The sequence below is a fragment of the Vibrio sp. Isolate34 genome, assembly GCF_022397915.1.
GTDB lineage: Bacteria > Pseudomonadota > Gammaproteobacteria > Enterobacterales > Vibrionaceae > Vibrio.
This window is the reverse complement of sequence record NZ_JAKEUO010000002.1, coordinates 70433-86618: the sequence shown is the minus strand read 5'-3', so window position 1 is coordinate 86618 and position 16186 is coordinate 70433. Positions and strand designations below refer to the sequence as shown.

The 16186-nt window shown below is 43.3% G+C and carries 15 protein-coding genes; 5 read left to right on the top strand and 10 right to left on the bottom strand.

The window, feature by feature from the left end:
• Positions 1–12: 12 nt before the first annotated feature.
• From L1D22_RS03015 to L1D22_RS02985, 7 genes are read right to left on the bottom strand one after another with little or no spacing between them, the layout of a single operon-like run.
• The gene (locus L1D22_RS03015; protein ID WP_239828658.1) at positions 13–312 is read right to left on the bottom strand and encodes a hypothetical protein; all 300 of its coding nucleotides are present in this window, start codon (positions 310–312) and stop codon (positions 13–15) included.
• Positions 275–1729: a type II and III secretion system protein family protein gene (locus L1D22_RS03010; protein WP_048605622.1), complete on the bottom strand. Its 1455-nt coding sequence runs from the start codon at positions 1727–1729 to the stop codon at positions 275–277. The genes L1D22_RS03015 and L1D22_RS03010 overlap by 38 nt, the downstream gene beginning before the upstream one ends.
• Before the next feature lie 8 nt (positions 1730–1737).
• The gene (gene cpaB, locus L1D22_RS03005) at positions 1738–2487 is read right to left on the bottom strand and encodes a Flp pilus assembly protein CpaB (protein ID WP_239828657.1); all 750 of its coding nucleotides are present in this window, start codon (positions 2485–2487) and stop codon (positions 1738–1740) included.
• Entirely contained in the window at positions 2480–3829 is a 1350-nt protein-coding gene (locus tag L1D22_RS03000; RefSeq protein ID WP_239828656.1) for an AAA family ATPase, read from the bottom strand. The genes cpaB and L1D22_RS03000 overlap by 8 nt, the downstream gene beginning before the upstream one ends.
• 36 nt (positions 3830–3865) lie before the next feature.
• On the bottom strand, positions 3866–4396 hold the full coding sequence (locus L1D22_RS02995) for an A24 family peptidase (protein ID WP_239828655.1): 531 nt from the start codon (positions 4394–4396) through the stop codon (positions 3866–3868).
• A 9-nt stretch (positions 4397–4405) separates the two neighbouring features.
• On the bottom strand, positions 4406–4558 hold the full coding sequence (locus tag L1D22_RS02990; protein ID WP_239828654.1) for a hypothetical protein: 153 nt from the start codon (positions 4556–4558) through the stop codon (positions 4406–4408).
• A gap of 3 nt (positions 4559–4561) precedes the next feature.
• Positions 4562–4738, bottom strand: a complete 177-nt coding sequence (locus tag L1D22_RS02985) for a Flp family type IVb pilin (protein ID WP_239828653.1) — start codon at positions 4736–4738, stop codon at positions 4562–4564.
• Positions 4739–4932: 194 nt separating this feature from the next.
• Here L1D22_RS02985 and L1D22_RS02980 point away from each other — a divergent pair, with 194 nt between their 5' ends.
• The 3 genes from L1D22_RS02980 (at position 4933) to L1D22_RS02970 (ending at position 7839) form a co-directional block, all read left to right on the top strand.
• Positions 4933–5703: an AraC family transcriptional regulator gene (locus L1D22_RS02980; RefSeq protein WP_239828652.1), complete on the top strand. Its 771-nt coding sequence runs from the start codon at positions 4933–4935 to the stop codon at positions 5701–5703.
• A 70-nt stretch (positions 5704–5773) separates the two neighbouring features.
• Positions 5774–7462 (top strand): AMP-binding protein, encoded by a 1689-nt coding sequence (locus tag L1D22_RS02975; RefSeq protein ID WP_239828651.1) that lies wholly within the window; start codon positions 5774–5776, stop codon positions 7460–7462.
• A 164-nt stretch (positions 7463–7626) separates the two neighbouring features.
• Positions 7627–7839 (top strand): VF530 family protein, encoded by a 213-nt coding sequence (locus L1D22_RS02970; RefSeq protein ID WP_017106559.1) that lies wholly within the window; start codon positions 7627–7629, stop codon positions 7837–7839.
• A 265-nt stretch (positions 7840–8104) separates the two neighbouring features.
• Here L1D22_RS02970 and fusA read toward each other — a convergent pair whose 3' ends face one another.
• Positions 8105–10192 (bottom strand): elongation factor G, encoded by a 2088-nt coding sequence (gene fusA, locus L1D22_RS02965; RefSeq protein ID WP_239828650.1) that lies wholly within the window; start codon positions 10190–10192, stop codon positions 8105–8107.
• Positions 10193–10426: 234 nt separating this feature from the next.
• Complete coding sequence (gene radA, locus L1D22_RS02960; RefSeq protein WP_017063288.1) at positions 10427–11806, bottom strand: DNA repair protein RadA; 1380 nt, start codon at positions 11804–11806, stop codon at positions 10427–10429.
• 161 nt (positions 11807–11967) lie between these two features.
• Here radA and L1D22_RS02955 point away from each other — a divergent pair, with 161 nt between their 5' ends.
• Positions 11968–14316: a PilZ domain-containing protein gene (locus L1D22_RS02955; protein ID WP_239828649.1), complete on the top strand. Its 2349-nt coding sequence runs from the start codon at positions 11968–11970 to the stop codon at positions 14314–14316.
• Between the two features lie 110 nt (positions 14317–14426).
• On the opposite strand, the gene serB is transcribed toward L1D22_RS02955, so the two are convergent.
• Positions 14427–15407 carry a phosphoserine phosphatase gene (serB, locus tag L1D22_RS02950; protein WP_048612297.1) on the bottom strand — a complete coding sequence of 327 codons (981 nt, stop codon included), beginning with the start codon at positions 15405–15407 and terminating at the stop codon, positions 14427–14429.
• 109 nt (positions 15408–15516) lie between these two features.
• Between serB and L1D22_RS02945 the strand changes: the two genes are divergently transcribed.
• A complete protein-coding gene (locus L1D22_RS02945) occupies positions 15517–16128 on the top strand; it encodes a YtjB family periplasmic protein (protein ID WP_239828648.1) in 612 nt (203 codons plus the stop codon).
• Positions 16129–16186: the final 58 nt, after the last annotated feature.

Genomic DNA, 16186 nt, shown 5'->3' with positions numbered 1-16186 from the left:
GTACCTCCAGATTTAATTAAAATCTTCTAGAATCTGGCTACTACTGCTTCCGGACAGATCATTTTCACCTCTGCCAACATATCGGTCGTAACCAGCCTGCATCCGCTCCCCTGTACCATCTGGTACTTCGAGTAAATTCTCTTGGGTCGCATTAGGGTTATACGTTTGCTCTGTTTTCACTAGTGCTACCGAGTGCCCTAAACGAGCATCGTTCGCACAGCCAACTAATAACATTGCGAGAAAGATCATCATTATTTTAGTCATATCTATCCCCTTATAAATCATGCCCAAATGAGCCTTCGCTACCACCATCGGTCGGTGATATATCCTGTGAAGCTTGAGATTGCTCTGAATCAGATTCAGACGGTTCAGCTATGTAAGCACTTCGGCCTAACAGATAATATTCAAGATCATTAGGGTCGACGAAAGCGTCCGTTGGTAACGTTACTTTCGTTCGGTCAATAGGTTTAGCGAGTCGAGGCGTAACAAGAATAACGAGCTCTGTTTCACCAGATACATACTCTTGGCTATTAAAGAGCTGGCCTAAAATCGGCACATCGCCAAAGCCTGGCATCTTGTTACTGATGTCCCTAACATTCTCACTCAACAACCCCGCAATACCGATGGTTTGACCGTCGGCTAACTCAAGCGTCGACGATGCACTTCTACGGGTAATTGGAGGGATAAAGTAAGTCGCATTGGTGGTACCAGGATCAATCGTTAATGAGCTACTATTGGCAATCTCACTCACATCAACCGCTAAGTTTAGGTTGATTTTTTTGTCACTCAGTACCGTCGGGATGAACTTTAAACCTACACCATACTCTTTATATTCAATGGTAATACCATCTTCGTCAGGCACCGGAATGGGAAATTCTCCCCCGGCTAAAAACTCAGCCTTTGAACCGCTTAGCGCGGTTAAGTTCGGTTCAGCCAAGACTTTTGCCACACCATTTTGTTTTGCTACGTCCAATGCAAAAGTAAACAATGTATTACTATCAATGAAAGAACCTAAAATGCCGTAATCGGTAGAGGTAGGAATATTGAAAATTGGGGTTGCACCTAACACACCGGCAGGGACTGAAGACGCCCCCCAAGAAAAGTCAGACCCACTGGTTTGGAAGAAATGGAAGTTCGCATCAAACTTTCTTACCAAGCTTCTTTGAACCTCAGCAACCGTCACCTCTAACATCACCTGCTGAGCCCCTCCGATCGACATCAAATTAATAACGCCTGTCGCTGCGGCTTGTTCACTTCCACTTTCTTTTGATGCGTCAGCTGCCTGCCCTGACGAATAGGTTTCTGCGATTCGCATCGCCACATTCATTTGTTGTTGGTTGCTGACTTGACCGCTCAATAGTAGACGGTTCTGCGCACTGTGCACTTCGATAGTTTCATCAGGAAGGAACTCATATAATTTAGCTTTAAGGCTATTAAGATCATGAGTAACCTCAATGTTAATAGATTCAATCAACCGACCTCGAGAGTCCCAAGCCATTAGGTTTGTCGCACCTAATTTTTTACCAATTAAAAACACTTCATTTGATTTTAAAATTACAATATCTAAAACTTCAGGATCACCAAGAGAAACCTTCGCCGCTTTTCCCGACAGCACGACATGCGTAGATTTATGATGTGGAACCGTGACTGTTTTTCCCGTTTGTAATGCCGCAACACTGGCCGTCGAAATACAAATCAGACTCAAAACACACGCAATTAATATTCTCATATTTCACCTCAATCCTTGACACGCACATTAGATGTTTCTGTGCCTTTGATAATGGTGACACTTGGTCTAGGCACATATCGACGAACCACTTTTTTCTCAACTTCATGTGGGTTTCTCAGAGTCAGCTGAATATCGCCTTTGCTTTTAGCCGTGAGAAGTTTCTCTGCCTCTTTCGGCGTCATCTCAAGTGTTACCGCTCGGACAATAATCGGACTGTTTTCGTTCGTTTTAGCCGTTTGGTCAACAGCCAAAACCTTAATATCTTTAAGAACTGTTTGAGTCGCTGCAGAATTTTTTCCGTAAGAAACGGTATTGAGAATATCAACCTTGTTACCCGGTAATAAGAAACCCGCCACACCAATAACATCATCAACACGTATCGTTACCGCACGTTTATTTTCAGGGATAAGAGCTGCAAGCGTTGACCCTTCTCCTGGTACAGTAAATCGTAACTTGTGAAGCACCTCTCCCGCATAGACAGTATTCGCAACAACCTTGCCAATCAGCTCTGCTTTATCCGAATAGTTATTTTCATTAATCCAATCAACTTCCATCAATCTGGTGGTTAAAAACTGATCCTCGATAATAGTTCCGGCTTCAATTTCTTGTGATGCGACAACAACAGGGTGACGCTCGACCTTTTCAACTTCAACGGATGGCTGAACTTGATCGTCCATCCACTGCTTAGCAAAAAATACAGCCGCTAAGCCGAATACTACGGACAGTAAAAACAGTAGGAAAACTTGACTCTTATTCATTATTCTCTTCCTCGTGTCCATCAGAGGTAAAATAAACTTCCCATGCCATGGAAAGAATATCGAATGTGATAACAGGTGGTAGCTGCTCAAACGAAAGAATATCTTTGCTTATACCAACGAGATCTTTCGGTAAACATGGGAAAAGTGGCACCTTAAGCAGCGTGTGCATTTGAGACAAACGCTCAAAAAAACCGTCTTGAAGCTCTACTTCTCTATCAGCAACGACGCTCATCCATAAAGCTTCATAATCTCGCTGATTAAGTGGCTTGAATTCAATCTTGTAACCTAAACGACGTAAAAAGGCAGGATCGCTTATTTTCTTAGGGTTTAGATTGGTAGAAAAGGCAAGAGTTAATACAAATGGCATCGTTATCTGCTGGCCATTAGGCAGCGACAAATAGTCGAATGAGTACTCCATCGGTACAATCCAACGGTTAAGAAGCGCATCCACCGGCATGGGCTGACGACCAAGATCATCAATGATAAAGATCCCATTGTTTGCCATCATTTGAACTGGTGCTAACCAGACACGACTGTTCTCAGAATGATTAACTTCAAGCATATCCATAGTCAGTTCTCCACCCACCTGGATATTTGGCCTTTCACAATTAAGCCAGCGCTTATCGTATTGATCTTTTAGCGAGATCGCTTTAGTGCTGCCGTTTCTATCTAAAGGTTTATGGTGTTGTGCAGAGAAAACCTTGATGATATTGCCAAGCGCATAGACGGCATAAGGAATAAACACCGACGTATGCAGCGCATTGACAATACGTGACGCTACAAATGTTTTACCCGTCCCTGCATGCCCATACAACAACAAGGCACGTCCAGAGTTGATTGCAGGCCCCAATACCGAAATCATTTTGTCGACACCATATACATCATCCAGTGCAGCCTCGACATGTGGCCGAGTCACTAACTCTGCTCTCAGGTCTTGCTGCTTTACCACATCACTATATTGGGTAAGTGAAACAGGTGCGGGGCCTAAATAAGCATCACGCTTGAAGGCAAGGTCAGCTTCTTCAAGTCCTTTCTCAGAAAGGGAATAGCGCACATGACTATGAGATGCCGATGAGAGAGAAAGGTTGGAGGTTGGTTGAAAAACTTCAATCAATGACTTTGTTCTCAACACCGCCAACGCACTTTCAACAATATGTGTCACAACACACAAATAGTTAGAAAGATCTAAAACATCCGACTTGGGGTAGGCTGACAGGTGCTTCAACACAAGGTTTTCTATAACAACTTCAGGAACACCCAACATATCAATAGATGTAGGAACGGCCGGGGCTGAAATTTGAGGCTTCAAAATTGTTGGAGCAATACGCCCTATAATATCCATATATTATTTCTCTCCACAAAGCTAACCAACAACAGTTCAAGTAAAGTAGCTATACATCGCCAATCCCATGACAACAGAGGGTGCAAAAGGCATCGTCACCTTATTTGAATATCTAGCGTGCAAACTCGCGCTTTTATCTATTACTGGAGCGACTCCACCAAGTGCAATCAGCTTGTTTTCAAAATAACCTTTAACAGTGGCATTGCTCGAATTAGCAAAGTTATACAGCAGGTAAAAAGTCCCGATCACTCCAGCAGAAAGTAAGATAAAGTATGACGCATCAAGTAATTGTCCCCACCCGAGATACATCCCAACAATACCTAATAGCTTCACATCTCCTGCAGACATAGCTCTTACAAAATATAAGAGTAATCCAAAACAAAAAAACACCATGGATCCAACGAAGGACATTAAGAAAACATCAAAGCTGTAATTGCGGTTAAACATTGATAAGAAATACACAAACAAAAACATAATCAATATTTTGTTCGGTATACGATGTTTCTCAACATCGTATACCGAAACTGCAATTAGCAATGCCCAAAAAACAGAAGGCTCATTAATCATAGGATCTATCTATACACTCGATATAATTTCCTGAAATTTACTGAGTAAGGCTATCGCCATCTCAGAAAAAACCAACCCGATAGCAATAACAAGCAAGGCAGCAGCAATAATGTAGGCAACCGTCGTTAATCCCCTCTGTTGCTCCAGACCTTTTCTACCCATGAATTAATTCCCAACATTAGCAACGATACTATTCAATTTAGTTGCTAGAGTATTGCCCAAACCAGAAAATACCGTTGTTAAACCTAACACTAACAATGCCGCACCGATAACATACTCAATAACGGTCAACCCTTCTTCATCTTTCATGAATTCTTTACAATTATTCAAAAACTTATCCATGAGAACCTCTCCTTGATTTACGTATCAGGCTTTGTTTACCTGTAAAGTAAATCTAGAGGTGAGTCACACATTCGGTTAGGATTTTTTTGCCATTCACTTGCACTTTTTTGTGGTACTTCTAATCTAATTACTACACATAATAATTTATCTATTTTTAAACTTACAATTTAATATGAAATAGAGTTGGTATTCATATGAAAGTAGTCACACCTTTATTGTCAGATAATAATAGTGATTTTCACGCTGTTATTATCAATAAAATAAGCCACTACTTTCCTATTGAAAACTTTGGACAAGATATATCTATAATCAGTAACTTAGATGTAAGGTTAGTGTTTTTTATATTGAATAATCCAGATAAACTTCAACTACTTACAATGGCTTTAGCTATTTGCGAGAATCTAAATAAAAGAATAGTCATTATTTGCTCGGACCCGTTACCTAATATCGTTCGAAATCATAAGAATATATTCTTTATTATCGAAACAAACAATAAACATCTGACCAGTACATTCGAAGAGCTCAAGACTAAAACGCAACATATCTTCGATCCTCACTTCGATCTCGACCGAGATACCAACAACAATAATCAACTACCTGCAAAGTTGTTTACCTCTGAAGTCGTTAACTTTGTTATGGACAACATCAACAAAGAGATAAGAGAAACAGAGATCGCTGAAAAATGCCATTGTTCAACCACCTACTTTTCTAAGAAGTTTCACCTACACTTTGGAGTAAGCTTTAGAGACTTTGTGTGCGATAAACGAATCTTATTAGCCAAGAAGTTAATCGAAGCCGATACCGAATCAAAAATCGCTGTCATTTCTTATCAATGTGGATACAAGGATGTGTCGTATTTTTCAAGAATCTTTAAGAAAAGGACCGGAGTAACGCCCGCAAGTTACAGACGTGCCTGCACAGATGCGAAAAAACAAAGAGCAGAAAACGCTAATTTTACTCCCTAAAAGAAAAAATCATGGTACATTTAACATGATTTTAACAAAAATAACTTAGCGAAAAACATGGAGTTAGACAATGATTCAGCCTAACGAGTTTAGCCAAGAACAAGCAACAGCTCTCCCTACACCCAATGACATGATTTTAAAATGGGCAGAAGAACGCCCAAGTGAAGTCTATTTGAAACAGATTATTAACCGCCAATTTGTCGAATTTACTTATAAAGAAGTAGCCGACAAAGCACTGAAACTGGCGTCAGCATTAGAAGGACTCGGAGCCCAACCTGGCGATCGAGTCGCTCTCGTATCGAAAAACTGTGCAGAGTGGTTCATCTGCGATCTTGCCATGATGTTAGGAGATTTTGTCAGCGTCCCAATCTTTCCAACAGCGGGTGCAGACACCATTCAATACTGTATTGAACACAGTGAAAGTAAAATTGTGATTGCGGGTAAGCTTGACGATCCTAAAGCCACTCAAAAAGTACTTGATGACAACCCGAGCTTGGTGAGTATTTCACTGCCATACGACAGCGCAGCGAAGTGCCAACACACTTTCGAACAGCTCATTGATACACACGAACCCTCAAGCAAACGACCTCAGCATCACGATGATAAGCTGATGTCACTTGTTTATACTTCGGGTACGTCTGGGTTACCGAAAGGCGCAATGCTCACGTACGGCGCGTTTACTTGGTCTGTTCAAAGGTTGATTGATCATATTGGAATCCAACCTGGCGATCGCCTGTTTTCTTACCTTCCGCTTGCTCATATTACAGAACGCGTTTACATCTTTGGTTCTTCAGTGATGGGGGGCGTGGTTACAGCTTTCCCTGAATCTTTAGACACCTTTATTGATGATGTGAAAATGCATCGCCCAACCTTGTTTATTTCAGTTCCTCGTTTATGGACTCTGTTCCAACAACGAATTCAAGACAAGCTCCCACAGAAAAAACTGAATTTCCTACTCAAAATTCCGTTTGTGAATAACATCATTAAGAAGAAGCTAGCTGACGGCCTGGGCTTAGATCAAGCGCGCGTTCTCGGCTGTGGTTCAGCGCCAGTATCACCAGCTCTACTGGCATGGTACGAAAGCGTCGGCTTACACATTACCGAGGCTTGGGGTATGACAGAGTCTTTCGCCTACAGTACGCTCAACTACCCTTTCAGAGCCGATAAAATTGGTACTGTCGGTAATGCTGGTCCAGGGATCGAACTCAAGATAGCTGAAGATGAAGAGATTCTAGTTCGAGGTAAAGGGTTATTCTCTGGTTACTACAAGAATGATATTGCGACTCAAGAATCTTTTAACTCAGAGGGTTGGCTTCATACAGGAGACATCGGTGATATCGACAGCGAAGGCTACCTAACAATTCGTGGACGTAAGAAGGATACCTTTAAAACCGCTAAAGGTAAGTTTGTTGCTCCCGTACCTATCGAGAACAAGCTCTTTGAATACAGCCGTGTAGAAATGATGTGTTTGATAGGTTTAGGCTTACCTGGCCCTATTCTGCTTGTCGTTCCACACGACTTCCCTAATTTTGATCGAGCTCGTTATGAGAAAACGACCAAGCGTGTTATCGAGAAGATGAACGAACAACTCGCTTCACACGAGAAGATCAAAGGCGTATTGATGATTAAGGAACCGTGGAGTATTGAGAATGGTGTGTTAACTCCGACTCTCAAAATCAAGCGACATGTCCTTGAGCAGAAATACCATGAAGTTGGCCATAACTGGCCGAAAGATAAATTGGTGGTTTGGGAAGAGTAGCTATCGAACCGGAATGAAAGATAACGTTAAGGGTGAGCTGAAAAGCTCGCTCTTTTCATTTCTTTGAACAATCAATTGTTCACACTGTTTAGCAAGGAAAATTGCCTGCTCATCCATAAAGTGAAAATGTTATACTGGGAGTAACTAAATCGCGAGAATCCCTCATGACACAAGAAAATAACCCACTTCACGGTATCACTCTTCAAAAGCTACTGACTGAATTGGTTGAACATTATGGTTGGGAAGAGTTGAGTTACATGGTCAACATCAATTGTTTCAAAAAAGACCCGAGTATTAAATCTAGCCTAAAGTTTTTGCGTAAAACCGACTGGGCTCGTACTAAGGTAGAGCAGATTTACATCGACTTAAAGCGTTAGTCTCTCCCTTCTTTATCAGTCCCGTGTTGATTAAATACGGGACAACCCCTGTGTCTACTTTTTAGGGGCCACATCATATCTCGTATCTCGTATCTCGTATCTCGTATCTCGTATCTCGTATCTCGTATCTCGTATCTCGTATCTCGTATCTCGTATCTCGTATCTCGTATCTCGTATCTCGTATCTCGTATTATGTTACAAGCAATAAAAAGCCCCGCAAGCTTTCACTTACGGGGCTTTTTTAGCTAATTGAAAAAAGGGCTAATTACTTACCAGCTTCTTTTTCTGCTTTAACTTTTGCAATCACTTCGTCAGCAACGTTAGTTGGACATGGTGCGTATTGTGCGAATTCCATAGAGAATTGGCCACGACCAGAAGTGATAGTACGTAGGTGACCGATGTAGCCGAACATCTCAGAAAGAGGTACGTCAGCTTTAATACGAACACCAGTTACGCCAGCTTGTTGATCTTTGATCATGCCACGACGACGGTTAAGGTCACCGATAACATCACCAACGTGATCGTCTGGAGTGAACACGTCAACGTTCATGATTGGCTCAAGAAGTTGCGCGCCAGCTTTAGGCATAGATTGACGGAATGCGCCTTTCGCTGCGATTTCAAATGCGATAGCAGATGAATCGACTGCGTGGAAACCACCATCGAAAAGTTCAACTTCAACGTCTAGAGTTGGGAAGCCAGCTAGTACGCCGTTTTCCATCATAGATGCGAAGCCTTTCTCAACTGCAGGCCAGAATTCTTTAGGAACGTTACCGCCCACAACTACAGAGTTGAACTTGAAGCCAGAACCTGCTTCGCCTGGTTTGATACGGTAATCGATCTTACCGAATTGACCAGAACCACCAGATTGCTTCTTGTGCGTGTAGCTATCTTCAATTGCTTGAGTGATAGTTTCACGGTAAGCAACTTGAGGAGCACCTACAGTTAGGTCAACGCCGTATGTACGCTTAAGGATATCTACCTTGATGTCTAGGTGAAGTTCACCCATACCTTTCAGGATAGTTTCACCAGTCTCTTCGTCAGTCTCAACTTGGAAAGATGGATCTTCTGCAACCATTTTACCGATCGCGATACCCATTTTCTCAGAACCGCCTTTATCTTTTGGAGATACAGCGATTGAGATTACTGGAGTTGGGAATACCATTGGCTCAAGCGTTACCGGGTGCTTAGGATCACATAGAGTGTGACCAGTTTGCACGTTCTTCATACCAACGATCGCAATGATGTCACCAGCTTGTGCGCTAGTTAGTTCGTTACGGTCATCAGCTTGCATCTCAACCATACGGCCAACACGTTCAGTCTTGCCAGTGAATGAGTTAAGAATCGTGTCACCTTTGTTCAGTTTACCAGAGTAAATACGAACGAAAGTTAGAGCACCGAAGCGGTCATCCATGATTTTGAATGCAAGCGCTTTGAAAGTCTCATCTGTAGAAACGATAGCGTATTCGCCAGTTTCTTCGCCGTTCTCATCCATTAGAGGCTGAGGATCAACTTCAGTTGGTGCTGGTAGGTAATCTACTACAGCATCAAGGATAAGTTGCATACCTTTGTTCTTGAACGCAGAACCACAGAACGTTGGGAAGAATGCGATATCACGAGTACCTTTACGGATACAAGCTTTGATTTGCTCGATAGAAGGCTCTTCACCTTCCATGTAAGCTTCCATTAGGTCATCGTCTTGCTCTACAGCAGTTTCGATTAGCTCTTCACGGTATTGCTCAACGTCATCAACCATGTCCGCTGGAACATCTTTGATTTCGTAGTTTTCAGGAAGACCAGTGTCATCCCAAACGTATGCTTTACGGCTCAGTAGGTCTACAACACCAACGAACTCGTCTTCACGACCGATTGGTAGAACCATTACTAGAGGAGTTGCACCTAGAACGTTTTTAACTTGGTCAACAACGTTGTAGAAGTCTGCACCCATACGGTCTAGTTTGTTAACGAAGATCAGACGAGATACTTCTGATTCGTTAGCGTAGCGCCAGTTAGTTTCTGATTGAGGTTCAACACCACCAGAACCACAGAATACACCGATACCGCCATCAAGAACTTTAAGAGAACGGTATACTTCAACTGTGAAGTCAACGTGTCCAGGAGTATCGATAACGTTTAGACGGTGATCGTTCCAAAAACAGCTTACAGCTGCTGATTGGATAGTAATACCGCGCTCAGCTTCCTGTTCCATGAAGTCAGTCGTTGATTCGCCATCATGTACTTCACCAGTCTTGTGGATTTGACCAGTTAGCTTAAGGATACGCTCAGTGGTAGTTGTTTTACCCGCATCAACGTGCGCGAAAATACCAATGTTTCTGTATTTCGATAAATCTGCCATTGTCTTACTCTGTTAATAGGATATAAAATGCGCGCAGAGTATATCACAATCTGTGAAGACTGATAGCTTTGCATGCATTTGGGACTAAAAAACTTTGCCTTTTTCTAACATATAGAAAAAGGCACTCAGTAGTAACAATCTAAATGATTGTTAATTATAGTGCTAACCTAAAGCTTAATCGGCGTTAAGGTTAGGCTGAATTGCTGCTGTATAGAGTAGCTGAAGTGAGTTCAATTACAACTCATCAAAAGCATTAATTGCTTCCGATAATTTTTTCACACCGTGGATCTGCATTCCTGGAATGCCACCTTTAGGCATGTTCGCTGCCGGTACGATTGCTTTCTTAAAGCCATGTTTAAATGCTTCATTTAAACGCTCTTGTCCGCTCGGTACAGGTCGAATCTCACCCGCTAGGCCTACTTCTCCAAACACCACCACATCTTTTGGCAATGCGCGGTCTCTGAAACTAGAAAGTAGAGCCATCACCAACGCAAGATCAGCACTGGTTTCGGTTACTTTAACACCACCGACGACATTCACAAACACATCTTGGTCAGCCATTTGTAAGCCGCCGTGTTTATGCAGCACCGCTAATAACAGTGAAAGCCTGTTTTGCTCTAGGCCGACAGCGACGCGACGCGGGTTAGCCAGCTGTGAATAATCCACCAGCGCTTGGATTTCGACAAGAAGTGGACGCGTACCTTCCCACACCACCATGACAGAACTGCCCGAGGTTTCTTCTTCACCACGAGACAAGAAGATAGCGGATGGGTTGCTGACTTCTTTTAGCCCTTGGCCTGTCATCGCAAATACACCCAGCTCATTCACTGCACCAAAACGGTTTTTGTGGCTGCGTAGCGTTCTAAAACGGCTATCGGTTCCGCCATCTAATAAAACAGAACAGTCAATAATGTGCTCTAGTACTTTTGGCCCCGCTAAGGTGCCGTCTTTAGTTACGTGTCCAACTAAGAACACGGCAACGTTATTCTGCTTTGCGTAGCGCGTTAATGCAGTTGCCGATTCACGAACCTGTGCAACACTGCCAGGAGAGGATTGAACATCCGCAACGTGCATAACTTGGATCGAGTCGATAACCATGATCTTAGGTTGTTCTTTTTCGGCAACCTGACAGATCTTATCTACGTTCGTTTCGGAGAGCATCTTTAAGTGCTCTTTTGGCAATCCAAGTCGAGACGCACGCATCGCAACCTGCTGTAGGGATTCTTCCCCTGTGACATAAAGAGTCGGTAATTGAGAAGAAAGCTGACACATGGTCTGTAATAACAGCGTTGATTTACCGGCACCCGGGTTACCACCAATCAGGATCGCAGCACCCGGTACGACACCACCACCGAGTACTCGGTCGAGTTCTTTAAAGCCACTGCTAAAACGTGGGACTTCTTGCAGATCGATTTCTGACAGCGTTTGAACTGAAGATTCAGTTGCACCGCCCGCATAACCACTCAACCGTTCATTACGCGCGACCTGAGGTGAAGCAGCTAATCTAACTTCTGTAATCGTGTTCCAAGCACCACATGCATTGCACTGCCCCTGCCAACGTGGAAAATCGGCACCACAGTCATTACACACATAAGCTCGCTTTGCCTTAGCCATAAAACCTCAATAATTTACTCAGTTACACAATGATGTTGTCAATTTGTGACTTATTTGACCGTACGGATGAAAATAAAAGTTGCAGTCATACCACTTATACTTAAAGATCGATTTAAACTAGTCGATAACATAAACGCACCGTCCATTCTAACAAGAAAAGTATGCAGCAATCTGAAATTCTATCTGTAGCAGAACGTTTAATCCCGGCTTACCACGCCGAAGATTTCGAATTCCTTCTTTCTCAAATGACAGAAGGGGAATCGCCGTCTCTGAAGCTGCTCGTTAAAATGGAACTGAATCGTATCATGGCTCCGTGTACAAAGAGCATTGATTTACGCGGACGCATTGATAATGAGTGTCGTCAATTTACACTCGACGGCCGTAAGCACTGGCTCGATGACATTGCTTTAAACGCGTATCAGCGTGGTACAAAAAAGTTTAAAGGTTACACCGAGGGCGCATGGGAGTTAGTGATGACTCCGAGAACTCAGCCACTGCGCAGTGTTGTTAAAACTTCGTCTCAAGATAGCCACGACATCACCAGCGCTAACAGCCCGTATGAAGCAGAAGCCATTAACCTAGGTTACGACTTAAAGCGCCAAGAGAACAGACTCAAGATTAGCTCACAGGTTGAGATCACCACATCGAAAGGGCAAGGCCTACACGGTGTTACGGTCGATATTTCCCCTTCAGGTGCAAAATTCAAGGTGCCAAGTGCCTTTCGCTATAACCTTGGTGAAATCATCAGCGTTAAATTCACCGAGCTTGTCGAAAAGTCTCAAGAAAACGACGTTAACCAAGCAGTAGAATTTCGCGTTCTGGGTATCGATGAATCATACGAGAACAACGCAGTTAAATTTCTGAGAACCATCAAGGTAAGCGACACCAATGTTGTGGCTCGCTTACTTGATGAGTCTTTAAATAGCACCAGTAAGAAAACCAGCCATGAGAACCAAGATAGGATCATTCGAACTCGTACACGAGGCATCGAACACACCTATCTAAAGCACACCTGTAACCTACCTTTGTTCTTCAGCGGTAGCGAACTCAAACTTGCCTTACTTACGGATAACAACCATCCATTGTGGCAGTACTGGCACGACGAGCGTAACCAACAAGCTCTGGGTACCCTGTTCAACGAACAACGAATGAACCTATTGGCTAAGCCTGGCGTTAAAGGCACCAGTAACGTCATCTATTCGTTTACCCACGAACATCAGAATAAGACCTTGTTCTACTCGATGATGCTCCCTGAAGCCTCTCGTGAACAAAGACAACTGTTCTGGCACATTGGTGGCAAACGTAAAAGTTGGAAGGCGTTCAAGTTCTCGGTGTTCGAACTCTCCGATACCGAGCGACAAGCGTTAGCCAAGCACTCAGATACGCTGGCTCAAAGCTCAGCACAACTGACGCATTGCGGCATTTTGCAAGAAATTGGTGATCACGAAAGTGCGGCAGATTATCTATTGAGTGAGAAGCCACGCATTCCAAGCAGTGAACTGAATCGCTTCCGTCACCCACGCACTGTGGTTGGGAACATTCAAAGTATCTACTTTGACTCTCAGACTCGTCGTAAAGAGCCGAGATACCAGTTTAAGTCGCCGTTGCAGCTCACTTCACAAGATGGTGCAGCAGCGAACGGGCACACCTTAGACATCTCGAAACGTGGGTTGAGCATTACTCTTGAACACCCAATGGTGCTCAAGATTAATGACCCGGTATTGGTCAACTTCAATGAGCTACAGCTCTATGATAAGAACTTGCCACTGAGCACAGTGCCTTATCATGTGATTCGCGTAAGCCCGAATGGCCGAAACGTACAATTGGTTATTGCTGAGAATGCCAAGACAATGCGTACCATCGCGTTCCTTAACGGGCTTATCGACCAGAACCAAAGCAAACTGATTAAGAAGAAAGAGATACTGCCAACTAACTCATTGCTTGAGTCCCTGCACAATATATTGCTTAGCAAAATGGTCAGTAACCCTATCTTCATTGATAAGCCAAGCTCAACACTGCGTTGTAAGATCATTGGTGTGAACTTCCCACTGAATAAGCACCTAACGTTACTAGCTAAGCTTGGACACAACCAAAAGTTCTCACTAGAGCCGATCTTTAAGGGTCACACTAGCTCGCTACTAGCCGAGCCACTGAAAAGAATCGAAGGCGCAGAGCCTAAACACCATGACGTGTATATTGCTGCGGTAAAGTTTGGTGACAAAATCCAATCAGTGCACACCAAATTGGTAAAAGATTTTGCCTCGGCAAAAGAAAGAATCTTATTCATTAAGAAGGCGCAACACTTGGGTGATGTCTATGTGCTTCGTGTTACGACCGCGCCAATCTTTAACCCATTGACCACTTTGTTCCAATCGGATCTAGAAGAACTGACACGGATTAGCATGCACCAAGCGAAGAAGCTAGAGAACGAGATCACCGCTTTTATCGGCTATGGTGAGATTGAAGACATCACTGATGAAGTGTTGATTCGATTAGAACTGACTCGTTAGGTCAGCATCCATTTACGGCATTTAAAAATAGAAAAAGCAGGCTCATCGCCTGCTTTTTTGTATCTGTGTTCTATTATAGTTTGCTGCTAATAGAACTTACCAAGCGAACCTTAAGGTTTGGCCTGCCAGCTGATTTTTTGCTGCTTAGCCAATACACCAGACAAGATACAAAGCACCCCGCCTAAACCTGCGTAACGCACAGCGGTTTGAGCTTGCTGCTCTACTTTTGGTTTCGCATGGTAGGCAATACCTAAACCTGCAGAACCCATCATCACTAAGTCATTCGCGCCATCGCCCACAGCAACCGTGTTGTGCAATTCAAGCTCATACTCTTCAGCCAGTTCCACTAAGATGTCGGCTTTGGTTTGCGCTGAAACCACATCACCAAGAACTTCACCCGTCAATTTTCCTTTAACGATTTCTAAAGTGTTCGACTGAGCGTGGTCTAGATCTAACGTGTCTTTCAAGTAGTCAGAGAAGTAAGTAAAGCCACCAGATGCGATAGCCGTCTTCCAGCCTAACTTATTCAACGTGTTCACAAGCCCAACAAGATCAGGCATAAATGGCAGTGATTGACGCACTTGCTCGAGAATAGCTTCATCGGCACCTTTCAGTGCGCCCACTCGTTGGCGTAAGCTCTGTTCAAAATCGAGTTCACCTTGCATTGCTCGTTCGGTGATTTCAGAGACTAACTCTCCTACTCCAGCCAGCTTTGCAATTTCATCAATACATTCAATCTGAATCGCTGTGGAATCCATATCCATCACAATCAAACCTGGCTTAGATAAGTCTGGGACCTCGCTAAGGCAAGCATAATCAAGCTTCAATGCTTGCAGAATTTCTTCGTGAGCAGGTGTTAAGTTTCCAGACATCAGTGCCACTTCATAATGCCCAACTTTCCACGTATCAAGAATGGTGTTGTAAGTGCCAGTGAAAAAGTCGATGTCATCAAAATATTGTGGAGATAGGTACTCGCCAAATACAATCCAGTTGGCCTTTGCCTTAGCGAGTTGAGATGCGAAACGAGTCTCGGGGAGTCGAGTTAATAATGTAGTATGCCTTTTAATCGGCAGATATTTCTGAGCGTCCATGTGTATGATTCCTAATTAACTATGCTAAACGTTAACCTATTGCAATTTGAAAACGCAAGTCTCAATATGTCTTAATCATAACATTTGTTTATTTCAGGCTTCGTGAAACATGAATGAATCATTGTTCTCAATACGTAACGCTTTACGAATGCTAGCCCTCATTTTGTTGGCTACCATGTTTGTTGTAACGATTAAAAATACGGTCGTGATCAGTAAAGGTAACGAGAAGATCCAAGCGAAACAGTTGGAAACTCTTACCAAGCTGCTTATCTCTCAGGCATCACTTTCAGCCAGCAAAATGATCACGCAACAAGACCAAGAAAGACTGCTAGATCTAACTAATCAGCTGTCTCAAGATAGACTGGTATTCGATACCACCATCTATGATGCTGAGGGTATTCGACTAGCTTCGAGCGAAAAAGCACTCTCTGTACGTGAGGTTCTTGGTTTAGACACGCCACTTTCCACCGCAAGTATCGGCAGACAGCAATTAGTTGAACCTATTTATTCTACAGAACATACGATCATCGGCTTTATTCGTGTGACCTTCGAAACCGGTAAGATGACGGCGATTTCAGATCACCACTACCGCAAAAGCGATCGTTATATGATTGGTATGGTTTTGATGGGCTTCGTCAGTGGTGTACTGTTCATCATGTTGATTCGTCGAAGACCGACCAAGTCTGGTGAGAACTTATTGTTGAGAAACGTAAACTCATAACGACTCAGTTCAAAAGATCCAATAAAAAGCCCCGACGCTCAGGCAGCGACGGGGCTTT

Coding starts and splice junctions, on each gene's coding strand:
- L1D22_RS03015 (WP_239828658.1), bottom strand. CDS start 312: ATGGTGGTAGCGAAGGCTCATTTGGGCATGATTTATAAGGGGATAGAT.
- L1D22_RS03010 (WP_048605622.1), bottom strand. CDS start 1,729: ATGAGAATATTAATTGCGTGTGTTTTGAGTCTGATTTGTATTTCGACG.
- cpaB (WP_239828657.1), bottom strand. CDS start 2,487: ATGAATAAGAGTCAAGTTTTCCTACTGTTTTTACTGTCCGTAGTATTC.
- L1D22_RS03000 (WP_239828656.1), bottom strand. CDS start 3,829: ATGGATATTATAGGGCGTATTGCTCCAACAATTTTGAAGCCTCAAATT.
- L1D22_RS02995 (WP_239828655.1), bottom strand. CDS start 4,396: ATGATTAATGAGCCTTCTGTTTTTTGGGCATTGCTAATTGCAGTTTCG.
- L1D22_RS02990 (WP_239828654.1), bottom strand. CDS start 4,558: ATGGGTAGAAAAGGTCTGGAGCAACAGAGGGGATTAACGACGGTTGCC.
- L1D22_RS02985 (WP_239828653.1), bottom strand. CDS start 4,738: ATGGATAAGTTTTTGAATAATTGTAAAGAATTCATGAAAGATGAAGAA.
- L1D22_RS02980 (WP_239828652.1), top strand. CDS start 4,933: ATGAAAGTAGTCACACCTTTATTGTCAGATAATAATAGTGATTTTCAC.
- L1D22_RS02975 (WP_239828651.1), top strand. CDS start 5,774: ATGATTCAGCCTAACGAGTTTAGCCAAGAACAAGCAACAGCTCTCCCT.
- L1D22_RS02970 (WP_017106559.1), top strand. CDS start 7,627: ATGACACAAGAAAATAACCCACTTCACGGTATCACTCTTCAAAAGCTA.
- fusA (WP_239828650.1), bottom strand. CDS start 10,192: ATGGCAGATTTATCGAAATACAGAAACATTGGTATTTTCGCGCACGTT.
- radA (WP_017063288.1), bottom strand. CDS start 11,806: ATGGCTAAGGCAAAGCGAGCTTATGTGTGTAATGACTGTGGTGCCGAT.
- L1D22_RS02955 (WP_239828649.1), top strand. CDS start 11,968: ATGCAGCAATCTGAAATTCTATCTGTAGCAGAACGTTTAATCCCGGCT.
- serB (WP_048612297.1), bottom strand. CDS start 15,407: ATGGACGCTCAGAAATATCTGCCGATTAAAAGGCATACTACATTATTA.
- L1D22_RS02945 (WP_239828648.1), top strand. CDS start 15,517: ATGAATGAATCATTGTTCTCAATACGTAACGCTTTACGAATGCTAGCC.